This is a genomic window from Chryseobacterium sp. 22543, assembly GCF_052044565.1.
In the GTDB taxonomy this organism is placed as follows: Bacteria; Bacteroidota; Bacteroidia; order Flavobacteriales; family Weeksellaceae; genus Chryseobacterium.
The window spans coordinates 762,057-783,083 of record NZ_JBQENH010000001.1; the positions used below are offsets into that span (position 1 = coordinate 762,057).

The window sequence follows — 21,027 nt, forward strand, 5'->3', positions numbered from 1 at the left end:
CCGTCTTATTTAAGGACAGTCTTTTATCTTTTACTCATGAAAGACCTAGCTCATTGGCCAAAGTCCGTCATAAGATGAGTTTCCATATGTAATGCTTTCAGCACTTACTACAAAGCTGATCAGCATATTGTTACTGTCTATTGCATCAAAGTCTACTTCATGCTGGATAACATATCCGTTTTCCCATTTCAAAGAAATCAATGTTCCTTCTTCGTGAGATTTATTGAAGTTTATTTCTCCGCTTGTAGGTTTATATTTACTGTTCAGCAAACTTTCTAAAACATCAGATTTTTCTGTTGCTTCAATAGTTACTTTAATCAATGCGTTTGACGGATCAGATGCTACACGTCCTGATATGTCTGTAGATCTTGATACGCTGTAGTTAAGCTTTAATAACTTTTGACCTTCTCCTCCATTGAATTTTAAGATTCCTCTTGAATTTCCTGCCATATTCTTAAATTTTAATCATTAACAACTGTTCCCAGATATAGGATTTATATAACAAAGATAGACTTCATGTTCTAATTTAAAAAGTTTTTATGGCACTGTTTCATAAATTGTAGTAGTTCTACGACATTTATCAAATTTTGAATTAAAAATCAATTTTAGAATTTTAAACTAAATTACCTTGTTTTTAATTGAAATTTTTCTACAAAATCCTTTATAATCCCACATGCACAGGAAACCAAAAACAATCACTTTATTCAATATCAATCATTTAGCATTTTTTTGTGACATCAATAGTGTTTATATCCATACCCAATTACCATAATAATAAGGTTAATGATTACCATACCCATTAAAATATTGCTGTATTTTCTTTTTTTGTCGATAAAACTCAGGCCCAGGGTAAAAAAAAACAATAATAAGGTATATACGGCAGGATACATGTGAAAAGCTTCAGAAAACTTTCCTTCAAACACCAATACAATTGCTCTCTGGGCGCCGCATCCCAGGCATTCCACTCCAAGGAATTTTTTGCTGGGGCAGGTAAGCATAAAGTCTTCGATATCCATTACTGTGGTTTTGTCAACTATTTCTGTAATTAAGAAGAGATTTTGGCTCTGGTATACTGATGTGGAAAAAAGCAGTCTTCTTTCATCTCAAAAGACCCCTGAACGGCAATATATGGATTTCTAAGAATTTCTCTTGCCACAAAAACAAGATCGGCATCACCTTTCTGAAGGATTTCTTCAGCCTGCTCTATTTTGGTAATCAATCCTACTGCTCCTGTCTTTACACCGGCTTCATTTCTCACCTGTGATGAAAAAGGAACCTGATAGCCATCGAAAACCGAAATTTTCGCGCCATGGATATTGCCGCCGCTGGATACATCAACAAGGTCTACAGCATGTTCTTTCAAAATTTTTGCCAGTTCCACACTGCTTTGAATATCCCAACCGTTCTCTGCATACTCCGTTCCGGAAATTCTTACAAAAAGGGCTGTATTTTCATTCAATTCTTCATTAACAGCATCTACAATTTCGATCAGAAACCTGATTCTGTTTTCAAAGCTTCCCCCATATTCGTCTGTTCTGATATTGGATAGCGGTGACAGGAACTGATGGATCAGATATCCGTGTGCCCCATGAATTTCAATAACGTCAAAACCAGCTTCTACAGCTCTTCTTGCTGCTTTTTTAAAATTCTGAACCTGCTCCTTTACCTCATCTGTAGTGAGCGTATGCGGAATTCTTTCCGTCGGGTGATACGGAATAGGGCTTGGTGCAACGGTTTCCCAGCCTTCTTCAATAGAAATCTGCAGGTTATTCCATGTAGAACCTTTCCTTCCGGCATGAGCCAGCTGAATTCCTATTCTGCTTTCAGAGTTTTTATGAACAAACTCCACAATCCTTTGTAATTTTTCTGCCTGCTCATCATTCCAGATTCCCATGCAGTGATTGGTAATTCTTCCTTTAGGTTCTACTCCCGTAGCCTCTACAATCAACAGACCTGTACCCCCTTGTGATCTGCTTCCGTAATGTACGAAATGGAAGTCATTGGCTTCTCCGTTTTCACATGAATACATACACATGGGTGACATTACCCATCTGTTTTTTAACTCTACATTTCTAAATTTTATTGGTGTATATAACATTGTACTCTTTAAAAAAATTGAACTTTTCACCGGAAGAATAAAATATTGCCCACCTCATTAAAAAGAACTAATTTTACCCCCCTTTTTTAGTCTACAATATATGAAAAAAGATATACAGATCAGTTACGAATATTTTAAAAATAGCAGTGAACTGAGCACCATAGAAAATACATTATTTGAAAGAGCCAAAGAGGCTCGTGAGAATGCTTATGCCCCTTATTCTCAATTTCTGGTAGGATGTTCCGTGTTATTGGAAAGCGGAGAAATCTATTCCGGGAATAATCAGGAAAATGCCGCTTATCCATCCGGACTCTGTGCAGAAAGAACTACTCTTTTTTGGGTAGCCGCCAATTTTCCAAATGTGAAAATAAAAAAGATCTTTGTGGTGGGAGGTCCTAAAGAATTTCATGAAAATAATCCTCCGATTCCTCCTTGTGGAGCATGCCGTCAGAGTCTTATCGAATATGAGACAAAACAAAATGAGAATATTGACCTTTATTTCTCCAGTATGAATGAAGAGGTTGTAAAAGTGCAGGCAGTGAAGGATCTGCTGCCATTTTATTTTGATTCTTCATTTTTGTAATAATTAGTGTATTGTGTAGAAAGGCACAAAGATTTTATCTCTGATAAATTTAAAGAAATTTCTACACCGTGTCAAGGTTTAAAACCTTGACACGGTGTGATAAAAGAAAACGAACTTCACATTTCAGCATAAAAAAGACTGTTTCGTAATTTGAAACAGTCTTGTTTTTTTTCTATTCTTCGTCTTCATCTTCATCCCCATCGTCTTCATACTGCTCCAGATAGTAGCTAAAGCTAAAGTCTTCTACTTCGTATTCGGCATCTTCAAGAGTGGTCAGCAGATCTTCAAAAATCTCCAGCTGATCTACGGTCATGTTTACGAATTCCAGATGGAGGGGCATTTCTATTTCTCCGGTGATGGTGTCAGACAGTGCATCAAGATTATCGCCAAAATGTTCAGGAAGCTGAATTTTTTCCTTTAACTGAGCGTAAAAATCTTCATAATCACCTATGTCTGTAAAATCTATATATACTGTCTTCATATTGAACTAAATTTCCAATTTTTATTGATTAAAAAAGTTTTGCATTTTTTGCAGAAATCCGTTTCTTGATTAGAAATCTATCTCTGTGTAAATATTTTTCAAAATTAATATTTATAATAATTTAAATGCAAATTATACACTGGTCATTGCGAGGAACGAAGTGACGAAGCAATCTCAAAAAACATCCATAATATTTTCAACATCCTCCGCAAGGTCTTTCCATAATGGATTCATACTGTTTATCAGATCTAATTTCTTTTGTCTCGAACCAGCTTTTATCTGTTTTTCTCTAAATATAGCGTCACCTATTTCCTGAAAAGCTTCCCAATACACCAAAATATATAAATTATATCTCGAGGTAAAGCTTTGTGAGTAATATGATTCCTTATGCTTGAACTCGTTTAGGCAGATTTGAAGTAACTCCTGTATAAAGAGTTGTATGATTTTTATTAGTCATGATATAGACAAAACCTGCTTTCAACTGTGATTATTTTTTTAAAGATCGCTTCGTCACTTCGTTCCTCGCAATGACAATTTGTTATTTACACATTATTGTTTCTCAAAGCTCTTATAATGATTTTTGGTAAGGTATACTTCCCCATTTTGGGTATAAATGATACGGTCAGCATTTCTTCCGCCGCAATGATAGTTTACATCTGCTTCAAAGTACCTTTCGCCATCAGGCAACCGCCCTTCTCTGTTTCCGAATTTATCTCCGCCAATCGCTTTTCCGGGAATTACGTCACAAAGGTTTCCCTGGGAAGGATTCCATCCTTGTTTTCTGGCTTCATTTTTAGTGATATAATAATCCGGAAGTTGATGATTCTGCTTCACGTAGCTGATCACCGTCTTTTCTTCTGTCAGTTGATCAATAGATACCTGAGCTGATGAATTTCCATTATTGATGCACCATTCGGGGAGGTACTGCCATAGCTCACTGTTTCCTTTTTTACAGAACCTGCATGATCTTTCTTATCTTCAATAAAGTTCCTGTAAACATACATTACAGCCATTCCGAAAAGGAGTCCCAGGCATATAAAAAATAAGGATCTTATTTTACCGTTCATAACAATAGTTGTTTAAATGTGACAATTTACCCATCAGGCAACGCATCGTTTATTGCTAAATGATGACACTGCTGAACTGGTACATTTTATTATGCTCTCCACTCTTCAGGAATATCACAAACCGGAATAGGATCTATTTTATGTTTGGCCGCTTTATGCATTCTGTCAAAAATCTGGAATACTTCCTTATCTCTTCCTTCGTAGTCATCAGCCGTTTTTGTTCCGTATTCTTTCTGGATTTTTTCCAGTTCCGGATACGTAGCCCCAATCTGCTGTTCGTCCGTTCTGTCTACATCCCAAAGTCCGTCTGTAGGAATAGCTTCCTGAATACTCTTGATCAGATTCAATCCTTTGGCAAGTTTATATACTTCAGTTTTATAAAGATCTGCAATGGGAGAAACATCTACTCCACCATCTCCGTATTTTGTATAAAAACCTATTCCGAAATCTTCTACCTTATTTCCTGTTCCACATACCAAAAGACCGTTCAGCTGTCCGTAATAGTAAAGAGTAAGCATTCTCAGGCGGGCTCTTGTATTCGCAAAAGCAAGTTTCTCGTTAGGATACAGATCATCTTTTACATCAAAAGTTTTATACAATTCTTCAAAAGCAGGTGTAAGATCTACAGACATTGTTTCTACATTGGGGAATCTGGATTTAAGGTCATTCATATGATCCTGTGCACGGTCTACCTGATCTACTTTCTGACGAATCGGCATTTCGATCAGTAATGTTTTCAGGCCTGTCATTGCTGCTAAAGTAGAAACCACTCCGGAATCTACTCCTCCGGAAACTCCAATTACATATCCGTTTACTTTGGCATTTGTCGCATAATCTTTTAACCAGCTTACAATATGATCTATCACTTTTTGTGTCTGCATTGTTTATATTTTTTTAGTCTATTCCAAATTCCTGAGGGTATTTCACCACTCCTTTTTTATTTTTTAATCCGTCTTTTATCAATTCTACAGCCATTCCGTTTTCTTCCGGAATATCGAATGGAAAAGAAATCCCAAAATTACTTGTTTTTTTGTAACCAAAGCGCGGATAATAATTTTCATGTCCGATCAATATTACAGATTCATATCCCAATTCTTTGGCAATATGGTGTCCCTGAAGAATCAATTTCCCGCCGATTCCCTGATTTTTAAATTCAGGTTTTACAGAAACAGGAGCCAGTGCAAGAGATTGGAAAGATTCTCCATCACCTTCAATTGTAATTTTTGTGAACAGAATATGTCCTGCAATTTCACCATTCCCATCTTCTGCCACTAATGACAATTCCGGAATAAAAGCACTGGACAATCTTAATTTTTCAACAAGAAACTGTTCCTGATGATCGCTGTGTTCCATATCTCTGAAAGCTTCCTCTACAAGACTGAAAACTTTTTTATGATCTTTTTCTTCTTCTTTTCTAATAGTCATTACTCTTATATTTTTCACGTTTCAGTTCGTACCAGAAACAGACTCCGTCAGGTTCTTCAAACTCACTGGTTTTTTCAAATCCTAATTTTCTTAAAATATGATTAGACACCTCATGTTCAGAATGAGCATAGGCATAAATAACCTCAGCATTCAGGTCATTAAAACCATAATTCAGAGAAGCTATTCCGGCTTCCACAGCATATCCTTTTCCCCATGATTCCGGCAAAAAACGATATCCCAGCTCCAATACATTTTTGTAGCCATTGGTTTCATGGGTTAATAATTTCAATCCGCTCCAACCTATCAGAAGACCGCTTTCTTTCTCCACTACTCCCAGTCTTCCTACTCCATTTTCTTCATATTGTTTCTGAATCATGCTGATAACATTTCTAGATTCATTGATATCTGTCAATACCGGTACACCAATATATTTCATGACTTCCGGATTGGAGTCCAGCAGAAATATACTTTCAAAATCTTCATCCTCGAGTTTTCTTAATATCAGTCGCTCTGTTTCTATTTTCATACTCATTAGTTTTTATTCTTCAGCACCAAAAATAGTTACGTCTGTTTTTGTACCTTTTTTGATGTCTGTTTCTTTTATTTTATTTCCCATTACATTGAGGGTTTGTAAAGCAGGATTCCCGGAAATATCAATTTTTTGAAGCTTATTATGTTCTACATTCAGTTTCCTTAATACTTTGAACTGCGTAAGGTCAACTGTTTTTAATTGATTTAAAGATAATGTTAATTGGTCAATTTTTGGAATTCCATTCAGCGAAATACCTTCCAACAGATTATTGTCCAGATATAAAGAACTTAAATTTTTCAGATTTTCTGCTTTGAATGAGGAGATTTTACATCCTGTACAGGAAAACAATTCGAGTTGATCCAAGCTGTTTAGTACAATATTCGGAATCACATTATCATCCAGAATAATCATTTTCACATTTTTAAAAAAGTGCAGATCTTCTGTGGAAGTAATCCCTTTCTGAACAAGGAACAGGTTCGTAACCGTCCCAGCTTCCATGGGTTCAAGTATTCCGTTTCTATTCAGATCAAAATTTCCAAGTACAGCTTTTTCAAAGTTTTTATCTTTAAATTCCAGCTTTTGCCCATAGAAAAAAGAAAGTCCCAAAATAAGGCAAAGGGTTGTAATTATTTTAATTTTCATCATGAATTGTGTATTTAATCCTTATTTTTGTAAACTTAAATTCCATGTAAAAATAATGAAGATTTTTAGATATATTGCGCTTTCTTCTATTTTAGCTGCCGGACTTGTTTCCTGCAAAAAAGAAGCTGAAAATCAATGGAAGGTAGAAGTTAAAGAAACTGCCGAAAAAGTTGATGTAACAGATATCTCCAAAGAATTTTACAATCCGAATGTTCCGCTGGAGCAGTTTAAAACTCAGTTCCCATGGTTTCAGGGAAGTGTTTCAGATGCAGATTTTGAAAAGAGAAGAATGGATGCTGAAGAGATCAAAATCTACAAGGAAACGATTGGAAAGATAAATCAGGCTACATTACAAACAGAGCTGAAGAGTTTATTCTCGCATATCAAATATTATTTCCCACAGTTTAAAAGCCCCAAAGTATATTTATTTTCATCTGCGTTACAGATGATCCAGGATCCGATATTTTATGATCAGAAAGGAAATCTACTGTTTATAGATATTACCGGTTTTATGGGAGATGGAAATCCTAATTATAAAGGACTGGAACTTTATTTTCAAAAATCAATGAATCCGCAGAATATCGTTCCTAAGGTTTCACAGCTTTTTGCTGAAAATATTGTAACGGAATCTCCTGATCATCAGAAATTCATTGATCAGATCGTTCTGAATGGAAAAGTAATGATTCTTCAGGACGCTTTTCTTCCTGATGTTCCTGATTATCTGAAAATGAATTATACCAAAAAGCAATATGAATGGGCAACAGCTAATGAAGCCAACATCTGGAATTATTTTGTAGAAAGCAACCTGATTTTCGGTGATGATCCAAGATTGGGAGAGCGTTTCATATCGCCCGGACCATTCTCAAAATTTTATACGGAGATTGACAATGAATCTTCACCACAAATCGGAATTTTTACAGGATGGCAGATCTGTAAGACCTACCTTAAGGAAAAGCCTGAAACAAAACTTACAGCTTTCCTGAAAATGGATGCAACGACCATTTTTAATGAATCCGGTTATAAACCGAAACTTAAACAATAGAAAATTTAGAATTTAGAAAAAATAGAAAAATGAGAAAGACTCAGATTACGATAGATGTAGAGCTTGATGAAAATCATGTACCTGAAAATATTACATGGAACGCTCAGGATGGAGGTATTGATAAGCAAGATACTAAAGCAACGATGATTTCTGTATGGGATGATAAAACAAGAGAGGCATTAAGAATTGATCTTTGGACTAAAGAAATGCCTGTAGACCAAATGAAGATGTTTATCCACCAGATTTTAATATCTTTAGGAAGCACTTATCAGAGAGCAACGGGTGAGGAGGATGTAGCGCAGTGGATGGAAGAAGTTGCAGAAGAGTTTGCTGTGAAATCTGCTATTAAGTAAAAAAACAATTGTGATAAGCTGGAGACAGTAAGCGGTAAGCTTTTTGTATTCAGCTAGAGCAAATTTAATAAAAAACAATGGGCTCAAGTAATATATTCTATTGCTTAATGCTCAAGCCTAAAGCAAAAAATTATGAATTTTAATACAAAAGTAATTCACGGAGGGCAGCACCACGAGTCTGCAACAGGTTCTGTAAATGTTCCTGTATTTTTGACCTCTACGTTTGCACAAAAAAGCCCTGGAGTACATTCCGGATATGAATATTCAAGAGCTGCCAACCCTACAAGACAGGCATTGGAAGATTCTTTGGCAAGTATTGAAAATGGAGCGAGAGGTTTAGCTTTCGGTTCTGGTCTTGCTGCCATCGACTGTGTTTTGAAATTATTAAACCCAGGTGATGAAGTCATCGCTGTAGATGATCTTTATGGTGGTACTTACAGAATGTTTACAAGACTTTTCGAAAAATATCAGCTGAAGTTTACTTTCGTGAATTTCGATGATGTTTCTAAAATTGCTGATGTTATCACTGATAAAACGAGACTGATCTGGGTAGAAACACCTACCAACCCTTTGATGAAATTGGTAGACATCAAAGCGGTTGTAGATATTGCGAAAGGAAAAGATATTTTAGTAGCAGTAGACAATACTTTTGCAACGCCTTATATTCAAAGACCTATTGATCTGGGTGCTGATATTGTGATGCACTCTGCCACCAAATATCTGGGTGGACACTCTGATGTGATTGCGGGAGCGCTTATCGCTAAAGATGCTGAACTGGGAGAAAAACTTCACTTTATTCAGTTTGCAAGTGGTGGTATTTTAGGACCTCATGATTCTTACCTTGTACTGAGAGGGATCAAAACACTGGCATTAAGAATGCAGAGACATTCTGACAACGGACTTGCAGTAGCCAAGTATCTTGAAAATCATCCTGCTGTAGATAAAGTAATTTATCCGGGATTAGAATCTCACCCTCAGTATGAATTGGCAAAATCTCAGATGAAGGAAGCAGGAGGAATGGTTTCATTCACTTTCAAATCCGGAAAGAAAGAAGATGCAATTAAATTCTTAGAGAAAGTAAGAGTATTCACCCTTGCAGAATCTTTAGGAGGAGTAGAATCTCTGGCTAACCACCCTGCTCTGATGACCCATGCTTCAATCCCGGCAGAAAAACGTGCTGAACTGGGGATCACTGATGATCTTGTTCGTTTAAGCGTAGGTATTGAAGATGCAGAAGATCTTATTGCAGATCTTGAGAAAGCTTTTTCTTAACATACTATAAACTAAAATGAGAAGGGTTAATCAATCCTTCTCATTTTATTATAACCACCAACCAATCATATGAAAAACACAAGAAAAGCAGTCATTTCCGACTTGCCTCAACTTGCTGAACTATTTGATCAGTACAGAATATTCTATCACAAGACCTCAGATATTTCTGCCGCGACAAGTTTTCTTCAGGAAAGACTTGAAAATAAAGATTCTGAAATTTTTGTTGCAGAAGAAAATGGTAAACTTACAGGTTTCGTACAATTATACCCTATATTCTCATCTACAAGAATGCAGCGCTACTGGCTGCTGAATGATCTCTACGTGAATGAAAACCATAGAGGAAAGGGCTATTCTAAAGAATTAATTGAAGAATCCAAGGAGCACTGCCGTTCATCAAAAGCATGTGGTATCCTTTTAGAAACAGGAAAAAGCAATGATATCGGGAATCAGCTGTATCCAGCCTGCGGATTTGAATTGTATGACTCTGTGAACTTCTACGAGTGGAGCAATTCATGAGTAATGAGAAATCAGTAATGAGTAATTTTATAAAATATATTCATTACTATCATTAACTTTCTGTTGCATTCTCTATACCCACACCCCGAAATCAATTTATAAAAACAAAAAAATAATATGACCGATTTTCAAAAATACATTCAAAGATATTTAGATCAGATTCCATCAGGGAACTGGCTAAACGAACTGCAGATATCAGCTGATAAAACCATAGGAATTTATTCTAACCTTACCGAAGAGCAGTCTCATTTTGCTTATGCAGAAGGAAAATGGACATTAAAAGGACTTCTACTCCATTTATCGGATACGGAAAGAGTTTTCCAATACAGAATATTAGCTTTCGCAAGAGGAGAAAAAAACAATCTTCCAGGGTTTGATGAAAATGAATATGCCGATCAGTCTTTCGCCAATGAAAGAACACTGGAATCTCTTCTGGAAGAATACAAGCTGGTGAGAAAGTCTTCCAAGATTCTATTAGAAACGCTTACGCCTTACGCCTTACAAAATACAGGTACAGCCAATGGCCATGAAATTTCTGTGGAAACCATCGGAAAGCTGATTGTAGGACATAATTACCACCATCTGAATATTATTGAGGAAAGGTATTTATCGAAGTTGGGATGGATGTAGGAGATTAAAAATAAGTTTTAATTAAGTTTTGGCTAAAGCCAGAGGATTTGTTCCTTTTTTATTTAAATGGGCTAAAGCTCATTTCTATTGAATAAGATAGCATACCTAATAATCGTTGAAACATTTTTTAAATGCGTCATAAAAACATCAATAGGAACGGGCTTTAGCCCGTTTTCACGTTTTACACCATTCCATTGGCTTTAGCCAAAACTTATCAACATAACCACATTTACATCCTGATTTTTTGTCTGAAATCCATAGATTTTCTACCTTTATCCACTCTTTGAATTTCACATACAATTATGGAACATATTATTGAAGTATTAAAATCCGGCGGAACAATTCTTTACCCTACAGATACCATTTGGGGAATTGGTTGTGATGCCACCAATATAGAAGCTGTCAATAAAATTTTTGACATCAAAAGGCGTGAGAAAAACAAATCCATGATCATTCTTGTAGAATCTGAAAAAAGACTTCAGGATCTGGTGGATGTTCCTGAAATAGCATGGGACATTATTGATCTTAGTGAAAAACCTGTAACGATCGTTTATGAAAATCCAAGAGGTTTACCCAAAGAACTTCTTGCGGAGGATGGAAGCATCGGAATACGTCTTGTAAAAAATGATTTCTGCAAAAAACTGATTACAAAACTGAACAAACCTCTGGTATCTACCTCTGCCAATTTCAGTGGTGAGAAAAGCCCATTGAAATTCTCTGATATTTCTGAGGAGATGATTGGTCTTGTAGATTATGCAGTGGAAGAAGACAGAGAAAAAGTTTCAAAATACGCTGGTTCTTCGGTGATCAAAATATGGAGTGACAACAGAATAAAGGTTCTTCGGGAATAGAAATTCTGAACCTTTTTGTTTATTTTTTAGAGTCTTGTCAGTTCATATCGGCAGGATTTCTTTTTTTTAATTCTATCTTTGCAAACTCAACTCATAAATTATTTGCTATGAATCATCAGGAATTTGCTCAAATATGGGTTAATGCATGGAATTCTCATGATTTAGAGACTATTCTTACCCATTATTCGGATGATATTGAGATTACAACTCCCATGATTGCGATGGCTACAGGCGGTAAAGAAAGTTCTTTGAAGGGAAAAGAAGCTGTCCGTGAATATTGGAGAAAGGCATTGGAAAAATTCCCAAATCTCCATTTTGACCTTATTCATTCTACAGCGGGAGTAGATTCAGCAGCATTATTTTATAAGTCGATTATGGATAAACATGCTGTTGAAGTCATGTTTTTTAATGAAGATGGAAAAATTAATAAAATGTATGCTCATTATGATTAATGGGTTACATGCGTAGAAATTGTCACTATTATTAACGATGAAAATTAATCTTAATCAAAATAAGAATTTAAAACTTTTTAAAATAATTTCTGAAGCAGCAGAAAGGAATAACCAGTCCGTGTATATTGTGGGTGGTTATGTACGTGACCTTCTGATGAACAGAAAAGCTTCTACAGATATAGACTTTGTAACAGAACAAAGCGGTATAGAGCTTGCTCAAAATGTAGCTCAAGATATAGATCCTAAATTAAAGGTTTCCGTATTCAAAACTTATGGAACAGCAATGATTAAGTATAAAGAACTTGATCTTGAATTTGTGGGAGCAAGAAAGGAAAGCTATACCGAAAACAGTCGAAAACCGGAAGTAGAAGGAGGAAGCCTTGAAGATGACCAGAAAAGAAGGGATTTCACCATCAATGCGATGGCTATTTCTTTAAATAAAGATAATTTCGGAGAACTGATTGATCCGTTCAATGGGGTTGAAGATCTTGAGAATGGAATTTTAAGAACTCCTTTGGAACCGGCTCAAACCTATTCTGATGATCCGTTGAGAATGATGAGAGCGGTACGTTTTGCTTCAACTTTAAATTTTAAAATTGAGGAAAACTCTCTGCAGGCTATCCAGCAGGAAGCGGAAAGAATCAAGATTGTTTCTATGGAAAGAATCATGGTAGAATTCAACAAGATTATGCTTTCTGAAAAACCGTCTGTCGGATTGAGGCTCATGGAGCAAACCGGTCTTATGAAGCTGATTATTCCAGAGCTGATCGAACTTAAAGGAGTGGAAGAAGTGGAAGGACAAACCCACAAAGATAACTTTTACCATACTTTAGAAGTTGTAGATAATATTTCTGTGAATACAGATAATCTTTGGCTTCGTTGGTCTGCCTTACTCCATGATATTGGTAAAGCTCCTACAAAAAAGTTTGTAGAAGGAACAGGATGGACTTTTCATGGACATGAGTTTTTAGGTTCAAAAATGGTTAAAAACCTTTTCCAGAGATTGAAATTACCTTTGGGAAGTGATATGAAATATGTTCAGAAAATGGTAAAACTTTCATCGCGACCTATTGCCCTGATCACTGATGATGCTTCAGATGCTGCATTGAGAAGACTTTTATTTGATGCCGGTGAAAACCTTGAAGATCTTTTTACCCTTTGTAAAGCTGACATTACAACTAAAAACTCCAAGAAACAGGAAAAGTTCAAAAGAAACTTTGAATATGTAGCGGTGAAGATCAAAGAAGTGGAAGAAAAAGATCAGGTAAGAAACTTCCAGCCGCCTATTACTGGTGAAGAGATTATGCAAATGTTTAATCTTAAGCCAGGCCGTGAAATTGGTATTTTGAAAGAGAAAGTAAAAGAAGCCATTCTGGAAGGTGAAATTCCCAATGAAAAAGAGGAAGCCACAAAATTTGTGATTGCTGAAGCGGAAAAACTGGGATTAACAATCTAATTCAATCTATAGCTAATATAAAAGCCCGGCGGGATGTTCCATCCCGCCGGTTTTTTTATTTTCACAAGGAAAACAAAGCCGGCCGGTTTCAAAAGAAACCGGCCGGAAAAAAACACAAATGATGAAAAAATAAAAAATTATTTTTTTATATACTGTGAAGTATTATGGATTCAGGTAAGTACCGTTAGCACCAAGACCTCCAGTTTTAATGGATCCCATCTTGCTCCCTGTAGCTGCTGAATATATTACCATTTCACTTTCTTCTGTAAACTTCTTAACGTCTGATGCAAAGATTCTTCCATCAATAACATTAAATCCATAAAGCGTATAATAAGGTCCACCATCCGCTGCTGTTAATAACGGACTTGCAGGAACTGTTGGTGTAGCTAAGCTTGTTGTATATACTTTATTGACAGAGCTGAAATAGAACTTATCGTTATCAATCTGAAGATTTGTAGCATTTGGAATTCCTGTCAAAGTAATTACCGGTGTTATAATTCCTGCGCTCGTAATCTTGTAGATATAAGAATCTGTAGCTGTTGAAGAAATTGTGTAAACATTGGATTTGTAAGATACAGTGTTTCCAATCTGACCATTCGGAATGGAAATTTCAGTTTTGCTATCGTTGGAAGTATTGATATACGTAATCTTATTTCCAAATCCTGATGAAGCATTCTGTACGAAAACATTTCCTCCTGCTTCTACTGTTTTATCAGAAACATCAGCCATGTTGATTTTACTTACAAATGAATAATCAGAAGCTTTATATTTCGTTACACTTTGAGTATTAGCAATGAAATTGGTGTTGGCAACATAAATAAATCCATTCGCAAAAGTAATTCCTCTTGGATTATCAAGCTGATCTGAAATGACTGCTAATTTCTTAAATGTATAACGGTCTACTACAACAATTTTGTTCGAGTTGTTTATCACAAGATAAGCCTTATTTCCGTCAAGACCAATGGTCTGAAGAACGTCACCTAAGATTTCTTTACTGTTGTTATAACCATATACATCCTCCTGCTTCAGGCTTAAATCTCTTGTAAGAAATGTTACTTTAGCCCCCTGGCTGTTGAAGTTACCTTCATTAGAGATAAAATATCCGTTCTGGTAAGTGATCGGAGACATTTCAAACTCTGCAGAGTCACTTGTACATGAAGACATGTTAAACAATAAAACCACTGCAAATAATACAGTTAAAAGTTTAGTTATTTTCATAATTTATTCAATTTAATTTTTTAAAAATTTATTGCCGCATACACACTATAGTTTCTTTTCGGTAAAGGATAAAAAGAAACCGTTTTATAATAAGTATTCGTTAGATTATTCACTTTAAATCCTAAAGTATACTTTTTTGCCAGTGTTGCTGAAACTCCCATATTTAAAAGAAAATAAGGATCTATTGCTTCTGATCTTTTTTCATCACTTGTAGTGTAAGTAACGCCATTCACCAGTCCCTGTGCGAAAAACTTAAAGAAACCGTATTCATAATCTACATTGGCCATTCCTCTGTGCATGGGAACATAAGGTCTTTGCATTTTCGTTTCCTTATCAATAGATTTTGCATAATAGTACCCGGCATTAGCCCGGATTTTATGATTTCCCAATTGTTTGCTGAAAGACAATTGAGATTCCAATCCGTAAGATTCAGATTTATTGACATTAAATGCCTGCCAATACCCCAAAGCAGTAGGCAGCCATACAATAAGATCTGTAATGTTCATATAATAAGGAGACAAAGTAAGTCTGAAATCTCCTACTCTGAACTCATTCACCATATCAAACTGGGTAGACGTTTCCGGTCTCAGATCTTTATTTCCTCCCGGCTCATAATAAATATCATTAAATGACGGATATCTGAAGTTTTTTGACACGTTAACGCTTACATCATACCATTTTGCGGCACTCCATTTTCCAGAGAATGAATACATAAACGGAGACTTCACATCTTCCACAAAATCTTTCTTAAATCCACCCTCAAAACGCAGGTCTTTAGTAGCAAAATACCTCAGCAACCCGGAAACAGAGCCAATATTTCTACTGACACTGGATATTCCGCTCTGATATCCTTCACCTTTATTGATCTGAAATTCTCCGATAAGATTAAAATTCCACTTAGAATTCAGAAAATAATTGAAATCATTTTTAAAGATATAGTTTTTCCCTGTTCCCCCACTTGATTTAGGCTGGTTTAACGAACCGAAATACTGAAAGTTTTCTTCTGTATAGGCCGCTTTAAAAGAGTTGCTGAACTTAGTTTTATTCCAGTCCCAGGAAAGAAGGCTTCTTATACTTTGAGTTTTATATTTTGTTTTTGTTCCCGTTTCTTCATACACAGGATAATGCTGTGAAGAATCGAAAAACTGGCTTTGCCACGAAATTTTATGATCGTTGGTTATTTTATAGGATGCACCTGCATTGAATGTGGTATTATAGTAATTTCCATTTCTGTTGATATACTTCAGATCGCTTACCTCATAATTGTTTTCACTTACAGAATAATTTCCGGAAGCTTTAAAACTGAACTTATCATTGCTGTAAGAACCTTTTACAAAATTATTATAGGTATTAAAGGAAGCCACCTCAGAAAATAAAGAACCATGGAAACCTTTATTAAAATCAAGGGTATTATTCAGGTGAATACTTCCCCCAATGGCACCACTTCCATAGACTACACTTCCACCGCCGGCTTTTATACCGATCTGATCATAGCCAAACAAAGCAATATTATTGATATCTCCCTGTCCTAAAAAACTGGAGTTGATATTAATCCCATTCCATACAAATGCAGTCTGCTGAGCGGTAGTACCCCGGAAAGATGGTGAAGAAACAGCCCCTCGGCCATTTTCTTTGATAAAAACCTGTGACTGAAATCTCAGGAGCTCTGAAAGATTACTGGAGTTTTTCTCGGCCTCTTCTGCCGAAATTATTTTTACGGGATGAAAAAGTTTCACCCTATTCATCTGGTTGTCGAAGACATAAATAGTGTCTATGGTTTTCTCTTGTCCAAAAAGAAAACAGCCATAAGATGAAAAAAGCAGTACTAAAGATCTTTTTATATCCATACTTTTTTACTTTTCCTCCGAAAGCAATATGTTTTTTGATTATAATGTTGGCAGGTCTCCTGACTTTCGCATTCTGCTCCTTCCCGTTTTAGACAGTGGTTGTTTGCAGAAACTTTTATTGCGATTTACAGTTGCGGGGACAGTATGGGAGTTACACCCAATTCCCTTTTCATTCCAAAATACTGGAAACCAAAATTTTTGCAAAGATAGTTTTTTATATGTATTTGCCAAAAAACCGGCTTTTACATCAAAAATTTCAGACTTTTACAAATAAAAAACAGCCGCTTTCAAAATTGAAAACGGCCATCATCCCACTACTTTACTATTTATATATGTTATTTTTTAATGAATTTATAAGCTTGTTTTTCTCCTTTCACAGAGTATTGCAGAATATAATCTCCTTTTGATAAAGATGAAACATCAATTTGTCCTTCCACAGTATTGAACGATTTCACCCTTTGCCCAACCATATTATAGATTTCTGCTTTTTCTATTTTTCCTGTTCCTTTAAAATAAAGCACATCAGTTACAGGATTAGGATAAATGCCAACACTGTTTTTCTCTTTCACGGTATCATTTACTGATAAGAATTCAGAAGTATCCAGATAAAAAGCAACTATTTGACCTGAAGCATTCGTCCCTGATCCGGCAATTTTCTTTCCGTCTTGTGAAATCGCCAGAGGAAGTCCCATCGTTACTCCATTCGTTGCAATTCCTAAGGATACTGCATAATCATTCAGATTAATTCTTCCGGCAGATGCAGTCCAGATAAAACCTTCTCCCGACATTGGAGGTGCTCCAAATGCTCTGTAAAAACCAATAACTCGTGTTCCATCAGCTGAAATTCCTGTAGCTCCTCCTTTGAAATTGAACGAAGCATTAGGATGTGTTATATAAGTCAGCCCGCTTGTAGCATTCCAAACATAAGGATTAGGATTTGCAGATCCTATAATGGTATTTCCGTCAGCCGAAATTCCGCCTGCTTCTCCTACATTATTCCCGTTATTATCTGTAATAAAACTTTCTACTCCATCCTGCCATTTTGCACCGCTTCTTGTTCCGGTTGGCTCATCCTGCCACCCTACAATCACGGTTCCTGCCGCATTGATTGCATTTGCCCTGGAACTGCGTCCGGAAACTATACTTCCCAGGTCAACCATTCCGTTTACGTCATCCCATTTCACAGCATGTGCGTTCGCAGCAGTAAGAAATCCTAACCCTACAATAGTATTTCCATTCGGTGACATTCCCCATGTAGAACTTACACTGCCGTCCCAACCGGTAGGAACCAGCCCTCCTCTGTTTACCCATGTGGAAGTAGCTACGTCATAAGTTGATATTTCATTAAATCCTGTTGCAGAATTTGTAACAGAAGATGATATTTTGGTTCCATCGTTTGAAACAATCGTTCTCCCTGCGGCTGGATATCCGTTTGATATTGAACCTATCTGTACAAGTCCGCCTGCTGCATTCCATTTATATACTCCTCCTGCACTTGTATGCATACTTACTACTCCATTATCTGAAACTGCACCTACATTATAATTTCCCAACCCTATTACTGTAAGCTGTGCTGCTGCAAAACTAAATTTCAGAAAAAGACAAGCCGTCAATATTTTTATTGACATTCTGTAAAAATTTTTCATATTTTATTATATTTAGCGTTCCGAATTGGTGAAAACAATATTAATACAATATTTACCCTATCCAAAGAAATAGACTTTCATAATTCGTGAATTTTAAAAGAGTTTAATTTTTAAACAAATAATAATCAATTAGATACAAAACATCATTTTGAATATGGATTTTACCCGAACTATTCAAAAAAGCACAAAAAACAAACTATCAAGACAAAAATTATTTCAAAATAGCAGAAAAATATTACTGTTTATTTTCATTTGCTGTTCTTTTATTACCAGTGGACAGTCAGGTCCGGACTTTAATATTTTGGCAGATAAGGCATTTCTGAAATTGTATCAGAATTCTGACGAATGCATCAGCTATACTCAGGGAATCCTCGTAAGTGATCAGAATACAGAGCATAAAATTGTACTGCAAAACATTATTTCACAGGCTTTTGCTATGAAAGGCGATTACATACAATCTGTGAATATTTTTGCGCAGAAAGAAGATGCCGATCCGAAAAATGAACTTTCTTATTTTATGCAGGTTTTCAGTGATTATAATCTTGCTGACCAATACCAAAATCTGAGTCTGTACAATCAGTCAAAAAGAATTATTACCCATCTTTTATCTGATCAAAAGCTTCTTAAAAGTAATGATGCCGCATTACGAATAACCACAGCAAAGCTGTACCAACTGCAAGCTTTGAACTCAGGAATCAATAGAGATTATCCTGCAGCATTCAAAAACCTTGATAAAAGTAATCAGTACCTCAGCGATCATAATGAAGAAAACAGAATATTAAAAATGGAAAACAGAATTTTCCGTTCTTCTTATCTCCTAAAACAAAATAGACTTGTTGAATATAAAGCGCTTATAGAAAATATTATTTCTGATCTTGAACACCAGACAAATCAACCATTTCTTTTAGGTTTAGCGTATGAGAATCTGTCCCAATATTATTTTTTGAAACAGGATTACACAACATCTGTTGAGAAACTGGAAGTTGGACTCTTTTTGATTGAAGATCTGTCTTTTAATAATTTAAAAATTAAAATTTACGAATCATTATCCCGCAACTATTACGCACTTCATGATGATGTAAAATATCATCAATACAATAAACTCTATAATGATTTAAAAACAAAAACCGATGCAAGCTCGAAAGAAGGAATACGATATATTGTAAAACTTGTTGAAACCAATCAGAATAAAAATATTGAATTTCAAAAACTGATGTTCCTTAGGTCCTTCTTACCTCTGGCTCTCATTCTATTCCTGATTATTATTGGCCTGTCCATCTATTTTTTAATTATTAAAAGCAAAAATAAAGATTTAAAAAAGCAGTTTGATTTCTTTAAAAAACAGAGCAATGAGAAACCTCAACCCATTTTATTAAATAAAGCTTCTGCAACAGCAAAAGATGCCGGTTTCAACAAAATATCGAGGGAAAAAGAAGATGAAATCCTTCAAAAACTTGAAGAGTTTGAAAAATCCAACGGATATCTGAATAAAAATATGTCCTTATCTATGCTTTCCTCTCAAATGGAAATTAATACAAAATACCTTTCTGAAGTCATCAACAACAAAGAGAAAAATTTCAATGGATACATTAACAAACTAAGGATCAATCATATTGTACAGCTATTAAGGAATGATTCCACTTTTCTTAATTATAAAGTAAGCTATCTTGCAGAATATTCAGGGTTCTCATCACACAGTGCCTTTACAACCGTTTTCAAATCCGTCACCGGAATGTCTCCCAATGCCTATATTCAGGAAATCAGTAAAACCAAAACCGTATGAAATCACTTTTAAAAATATGGCCACTGCTCCTGGTATCCTTTTGTATTTTCACAAAGGCTCAAAAGACACCGGATAGTGTCTTAATAAAAAAGGCCAGGCTTGAAATTTATGACAATCCTGATAATACAATTAAAATTGGGGAACGGCTGTTAAAGAAATCTTATGATGTCAAAACTTCTATCCAACTTTATAAGCTTCTTTCCACAGCTCATATTGCCAAAAGAAACTTTGAGGAATCATTAAGATATATTATGAAGGCAAAGGAACTTTCCCAGAAAACCAATGATCCCTGGAGTCATGCAGAAGTTCTTATCTCTGTCGCAATACAATATCAGCAGATGGAACTTTTCAGCAAGAGCCTTGAAACGCTGAATGAAGCGGACCAATATATTGCTAAAATCCCGGACAAAAATCCCTTGAAATATGTTGAAACCGCTACAAGCTATGCCATAAGAGGAATGATTTACAAGAGCCAGTCCAACTCAGAAATTGCATTGGAAAAGTTTTTAATTTCAATCCAGAATTTTGAAAAAGTACCTGTAAAGAAAACTACCAATTCCAACATGAGTGTGGTCTTATACAATATCGGGTATTGTTATCTTAATCTCAATCAAATTGATAAAGCACAGGAAGCTTTTGTGGAATCTTTAAACTATGCCCGCAAGAATTATTCTAAAAGTCTGGAAGCTTTTGCCTTAAAAGGAATTGCCGAAATACACAAGAAAAAACATGAAAATCAACCTGCTATAAACCTTTTGTTAAAAGCAGAAAATCTTTGTAAAAATATAGGAGATATCACCCTGAATGAAGGAATCTACAAGGAATTGGCAGAAAATCATCTTGCCATGGGACAACAGAATCTTTACCAGCAGTATAATAAAAAATACCTGGAAATGCGCTTTAAAAGAAAACAAAATGAACTGAAATCCATTAACCAGGTCATTGACAATCATAATAAGGAAACCTCTTTAAAAAGTGAAAAACTGAAATCCTATTATCGTTATATTAAAATTGGCTCTGTACTGCTGGGATGTATTTTTATAGTTATCCTTTTATATTCTATTATAAAAATCAGAAAACAGAATAAGAATTTTCATAAAGAGATACAGCAAATGATAAGAACATCATAAGCT

General features: G+C 35.5%; 23 protein-coding genes, 1 pseudogene and 1 riboswitch. Of the genes and pseudogenes, 11 read left to right on the plus strand and 13 right to left on the minus strand.

Translation table 11 applies throughout. The features are described from left to right. Positions 1-45: 45 nt before the first annotated feature. From tssD to namA, 3 genes are all read right to left on the minus strand, one after another. Positions 46-450 carry a type VI secretion system tube protein TssD gene (gene tssD, locus ACTJIP_RS03290; protein WP_077418161.1) on the minus strand — a complete coding sequence of 135 codons (405 nt, stop codon included), beginning with the start codon at positions 448-450 and terminating at the stop codon, positions 46-48. A 287-nt stretch (positions 451-737) separates the two neighbouring features. Beyond that, positions 738-1,016: a DUF2752 domain-containing protein gene (locus tag ACTJIP_RS03295; protein WP_077418159.1), complete on the minus strand. Its 279-nt coding sequence runs from the start codon at positions 1,014-1,016 to the stop codon at positions 738-740. Positions 1,017-1,045: 29 nt separating this feature from the next. Then, positions 1,046-2,098, minus strand: coding sequence for an NADPH dehydrogenase NamA (namA, locus tag ACTJIP_RS03300; RefSeq protein ID WP_077418156.1), 1,053 nt, complete (start codon positions 2,096-2,098; stop codon positions 1,046-1,048). 100 nt (positions 2,099-2,198) lie between these two features. Between namA and ACTJIP_RS03305 the strand changes: the two genes are divergently transcribed. Next, complete coding sequence (locus ACTJIP_RS03305; RefSeq protein WP_077418153.1) at positions 2,199-2,681, plus strand: cytidine deaminase; 483 nt, start codon at positions 2,199-2,201, stop codon at positions 2,679-2,681. A gap of 172 nt (positions 2,682-2,853) precedes the next feature. Here ACTJIP_RS03305 and ACTJIP_RS03310 read toward each other — a convergent pair whose 3' ends face one another. From ACTJIP_RS03310 to ACTJIP_RS03340, 7 genes and pseudogenes are all read right to left on the minus strand, one after another. Beyond that, positions 2,854-3,162 (minus strand): barstar family protein, encoded by a 309-nt coding sequence (locus tag ACTJIP_RS03310; RefSeq protein WP_077418150.1) that lies wholly within the window; start codon positions 3,160-3,162, stop codon positions 2,854-2,856. A gap of 385 nt (positions 3,163-3,547) precedes the next feature. Next, positions 3,548-3,619: a hypothetical protein gene (locus ACTJIP_RS03315; RefSeq protein WP_317169715.1), complete on the minus strand. Its 72-nt coding sequence runs from the start codon at positions 3,617-3,619 to the stop codon at positions 3,548-3,550. Positions 3,620-3,711: 92 nt separating this feature from the next. Beyond that, positions 3,712-4,229, minus strand: a pseudogene (locus ACTJIP_RS03320) (ribonuclease domain-containing protein). An 89-nt stretch (positions 4,230-4,318) separates the two neighbouring features. Further along, a complete protein-coding gene (gene nadE / locus ACTJIP_RS03325) occupies positions 4,319-5,110 on the minus strand; it encodes an NAD(+) synthase (RefSeq protein ID WP_219073122.1) in 792 nt (263 codons plus the stop codon). 13 nt (positions 5,111-5,123) lie between these two features. Next, positions 5,124-5,654 carry a GNAT family N-acetyltransferase gene (locus ACTJIP_RS03330; protein ID WP_180564375.1) on the minus strand — a complete coding sequence of 177 codons (531 nt, stop codon included), beginning with the start codon at positions 5,652-5,654 and terminating at the stop codon, positions 5,124-5,126. Then, positions 5,644-6,180 (minus strand): GNAT family N-acetyltransferase, encoded by a 537-nt coding sequence (locus tag ACTJIP_RS03335; protein WP_317169680.1) that lies wholly within the window; start codon positions 6,178-6,180, stop codon positions 5,644-5,646. The genes ACTJIP_RS03330 and ACTJIP_RS03335 overlap by 11 nt, the downstream gene beginning before the upstream one ends. 12 nt (positions 6,181-6,192) lie before the next feature. Next, entirely contained in the window at positions 6,193-6,831 is a 639-nt protein-coding gene (locus tag ACTJIP_RS03340) for a leucine-rich repeat domain-containing protein (RefSeq protein ID WP_440704110.1), read from the minus strand. Between the two features lie 52 nt (positions 6,832-6,883). Here ACTJIP_RS03340 and ACTJIP_RS03345 point away from each other — a divergent pair, with 52 nt between their 5' ends. From ACTJIP_RS03345 to ACTJIP_RS03380, 8 genes are all read left to right on the plus strand, one after another. Then, the gene (locus ACTJIP_RS03345; protein WP_440704111.1) at positions 6,884-7,870 is read left to right on the plus strand and encodes a gliding motility protein GldB; all 987 of its coding nucleotides are present in this window, start codon (positions 6,884-6,886) and stop codon (positions 7,868-7,870) included. Between the two features lie 29 nt (positions 7,871-7,899). After that, a complete protein-coding gene (gene gldC, locus ACTJIP_RS03350; protein WP_077419338.1) occupies positions 7,900-8,223 on the plus strand; it encodes a gliding motility protein GldC in 324 nt (107 codons plus the stop codon). A 132-nt stretch (positions 8,224-8,355) separates the two neighbouring features. Continuing rightward, a complete protein-coding gene (locus tag ACTJIP_RS03355) occupies positions 8,356-9,495 on the plus strand; it encodes a cystathionine gamma-synthase (RefSeq protein ID WP_077419337.1) in 1,140 nt (379 codons plus the stop codon). A gap of 69 nt (positions 9,496-9,564) precedes the next feature. Next, entirely contained in the window at positions 9,565-10,011 is a 447-nt protein-coding gene (locus tag ACTJIP_RS03360; protein ID WP_077419336.1) for a GNAT family N-acetyltransferase, read from the plus strand. 117 nt (positions 10,012-10,128) lie between these two features. Beyond that, on the plus strand, positions 10,129-10,641 hold the full coding sequence (locus ACTJIP_RS03365) for a DinB family protein (RefSeq protein WP_077419335.1): 513 nt from the start codon (positions 10,129-10,131) through the stop codon (positions 10,639-10,641). A gap of 302 nt (positions 10,642-10,943) precedes the next feature. Further along, a complete protein-coding gene (locus ACTJIP_RS03370) occupies positions 10,944-11,492 on the plus strand; it encodes an L-threonylcarbamoyladenylate synthase (RefSeq protein WP_440704112.1) in 549 nt (182 codons plus the stop codon). Between the two features lie 107 nt (positions 11,493-11,599). Next, positions 11,600-11,944, plus strand: coding sequence for a nuclear transport factor 2 family protein (locus ACTJIP_RS03375; protein ID WP_440704113.1), 345 nt, complete (start codon positions 11,600-11,602; stop codon positions 11,942-11,944). Between the two features lie 37 nt (positions 11,945-11,981). Next, a complete protein-coding gene (locus ACTJIP_RS03380; RefSeq protein WP_077419332.1) occupies positions 11,982-13,400 on the plus strand; it encodes a CCA tRNA nucleotidyltransferase in 1,419 nt (472 codons plus the stop codon). A gap of 162 nt (positions 13,401-13,562) precedes the next feature. Here the strand turns inward: ACTJIP_RS03380 and ACTJIP_RS03385 are convergent, their stop codons facing one another. From ACTJIP_RS03385 to ACTJIP_RS03395, 3 genes are all read right to left on the minus strand, one after another. Then, the gene (locus ACTJIP_RS03385) at positions 13,563-14,618 is read right to left on the minus strand and encodes a YncE family protein (RefSeq protein WP_440704114.1); all 1,056 of its coding nucleotides are present in this window, start codon (positions 14,616-14,618) and stop codon (positions 13,563-13,565) included. 20 nt (positions 14,619-14,638) lie between these two features. Beyond that, complete coding sequence (locus tag ACTJIP_RS03390) at positions 14,639-16,465, minus strand: TonB-dependent receptor plug domain-containing protein (protein WP_077419330.1); 1,827 nt, start codon at positions 16,463-16,465, stop codon at positions 14,639-14,641. Positions 16,466-16,497: 32 nt separating this feature from the next. Next, positions 16,498-16,674, minus strand: a riboswitch (cobalamin riboswitch). Positions 16,675-16,800: 126 nt separating this feature from the next. After that, on the minus strand, positions 16,801-18,111 hold the full coding sequence (locus ACTJIP_RS03395) for a T9SS type A sorting domain-containing protein (protein WP_077419329.1): 1,311 nt from the start codon (positions 18,109-18,111) through the stop codon (positions 16,801-16,803). A gap of 154 nt (positions 18,112-18,265) precedes the next feature. Here ACTJIP_RS03395 and ACTJIP_RS03400 point away from each other — a divergent pair, with 154 nt between their 5' ends. Beyond that, on the plus strand, positions 18,266-19,894 hold the full coding sequence (locus tag ACTJIP_RS03400) for a helix-turn-helix domain-containing protein (RefSeq protein ID WP_077419328.1): 1,629 nt from the start codon (positions 18,266-18,268) through the stop codon (positions 19,892-19,894). After that, positions 19,891-21,024: a tetratricopeptide repeat protein gene (locus ACTJIP_RS03405; protein ID WP_440704115.1), complete on the plus strand. Its 1,134-nt coding sequence runs from the start codon at positions 19,891-19,893 to the stop codon at positions 21,022-21,024. The genes ACTJIP_RS03400 and ACTJIP_RS03405 overlap by 4 nt, the downstream gene beginning before the upstream one ends. Positions 21,025-21,027 lie beyond the last annotated feature (3 nt).

Bases quoted from the DNA above. Each gene is read 5' to 3' on its own strand.
- ACTJIP_RS03375 (WP_440704113.1), top strand. From the start codon at position 11,600: ATGAATCATCAGGAATTTGCTCAAATATGGGTTAATGCATGGAATTCT.
- ACTJIP_RS03330 (WP_180564375.1), bottom strand. From the start codon at position 5,654: ATGACTATTAGAAAAGAAGAAGAAAAAGATCATAAAAAAGTTTTCAGT.
- ACTJIP_RS03380 (WP_077419332.1), top strand. From the start codon at position 11,982: ATGAAAATTAATCTTAATCAAAATAAGAATTTAAAACTTTTTAAAATA.
- ACTJIP_RS03395 (WP_077419329.1), bottom strand. From the start codon at position 18,111: ATGAAAAATTTTTACAGAATGTCAATAAAAATATTGACGGCTTGTCTT.
- nadE (WP_219073122.1), bottom strand. From the start codon at position 5,110: ATGCAGACACAAAAAGTGATAGATCATATTGTAAGCTGGTTAAAAGAT.
- ACTJIP_RS03345 (WP_440704111.1), top strand. From the start codon at position 6,884: ATGAAGATTTTTAGATATATTGCGCTTTCTTCTATTTTAGCTGCCGGA.
- namA (WP_077418156.1), bottom strand. From the start codon at position 2,098: ATGTTATATACACCAATAAAATTTAGAAATGTAGAGTTAAAAAACAGA.
- ACTJIP_RS03335 (WP_317169680.1), bottom strand. From the start codon at position 6,180: ATGAAAATAGAAACAGAGCGACTGATATTAAGAAAACTCGAGGATGAA.
- ACTJIP_RS03305 (WP_077418153.1), top strand. From the start codon at position 2,199: ATGAAAAAAGATATACAGATCAGTTACGAATATTTTAAAAATAGCAGT.
- tssD (WP_077418161.1), bottom strand. From the start codon at position 450: ATGGCAGGAAATTCAAGAGGAATCTTAAAATTCAATGGAGGAGAAGGT.
- ACTJIP_RS03355 (WP_077419337.1), top strand. From the start codon at position 8,356: ATGAATTTTAATACAAAAGTAATTCACGGAGGGCAGCACCACGAGTCT.
- gldC (WP_077419338.1), top strand. From the start codon at position 7,900: ATGAGAAAGACTCAGATTACGATAGATGTAGAGCTTGATGAAAATCAT.
- ACTJIP_RS03340 (WP_440704110.1), bottom strand. From the start codon at position 6,831: ATGATGAAAATTAAAATAATTACAACCCTTTGCCTTATTTTGGGACTT.
- ACTJIP_RS03390 (WP_077419330.1), bottom strand. From the start codon at position 16,465: ATGGATATAAAAAGATCTTTAGTACTGCTTTTTTCATCTTATGGCTGT.
- ACTJIP_RS03295 (WP_077418159.1), bottom strand. From the start codon at position 1,016: ATGGATATCGAAGACTTTATGCTTACCTGCCCCAGCAAAAAATTCCTT.
- ACTJIP_RS03370 (WP_440704112.1), top strand. From the start codon at position 10,944: ATGGAACATATTATTGAAGTATTAAAATCCGGCGGAACAATTCTTTAC.
- ACTJIP_RS03405 (WP_440704115.1), top strand. From the start codon at position 19,891: ATGAAATCACTTTTAAAAATATGGCCACTGCTCCTGGTATCCTTTTGT.
- ACTJIP_RS03385 (WP_440704114.1), bottom strand. From the start codon at position 14,618: ATGAAAATAACTAAACTTTTAACTGTATTATTTGCAGTGGTTTTATTG.
- ACTJIP_RS03360 (WP_077419336.1), top strand. From the start codon at position 9,565: ATGAAAAACACAAGAAAAGCAGTCATTTCCGACTTGCCTCAACTTGCT.
- ACTJIP_RS03400 (WP_077419328.1), top strand. From the start codon at position 18,266: ATGGATTTTACCCGAACTATTCAAAAAAGCACAAAAAACAAACTATCA.
- ACTJIP_RS03365 (WP_077419335.1), top strand. From the start codon at position 10,129: ATGACCGATTTTCAAAAATACATTCAAAGATATTTAGATCAGATTCCA.
- ACTJIP_RS03310 (WP_077418150.1), bottom strand. From the start codon at position 3,162: ATGAAGACAGTATATATAGATTTTACAGACATAGGTGATTATGAAGAT.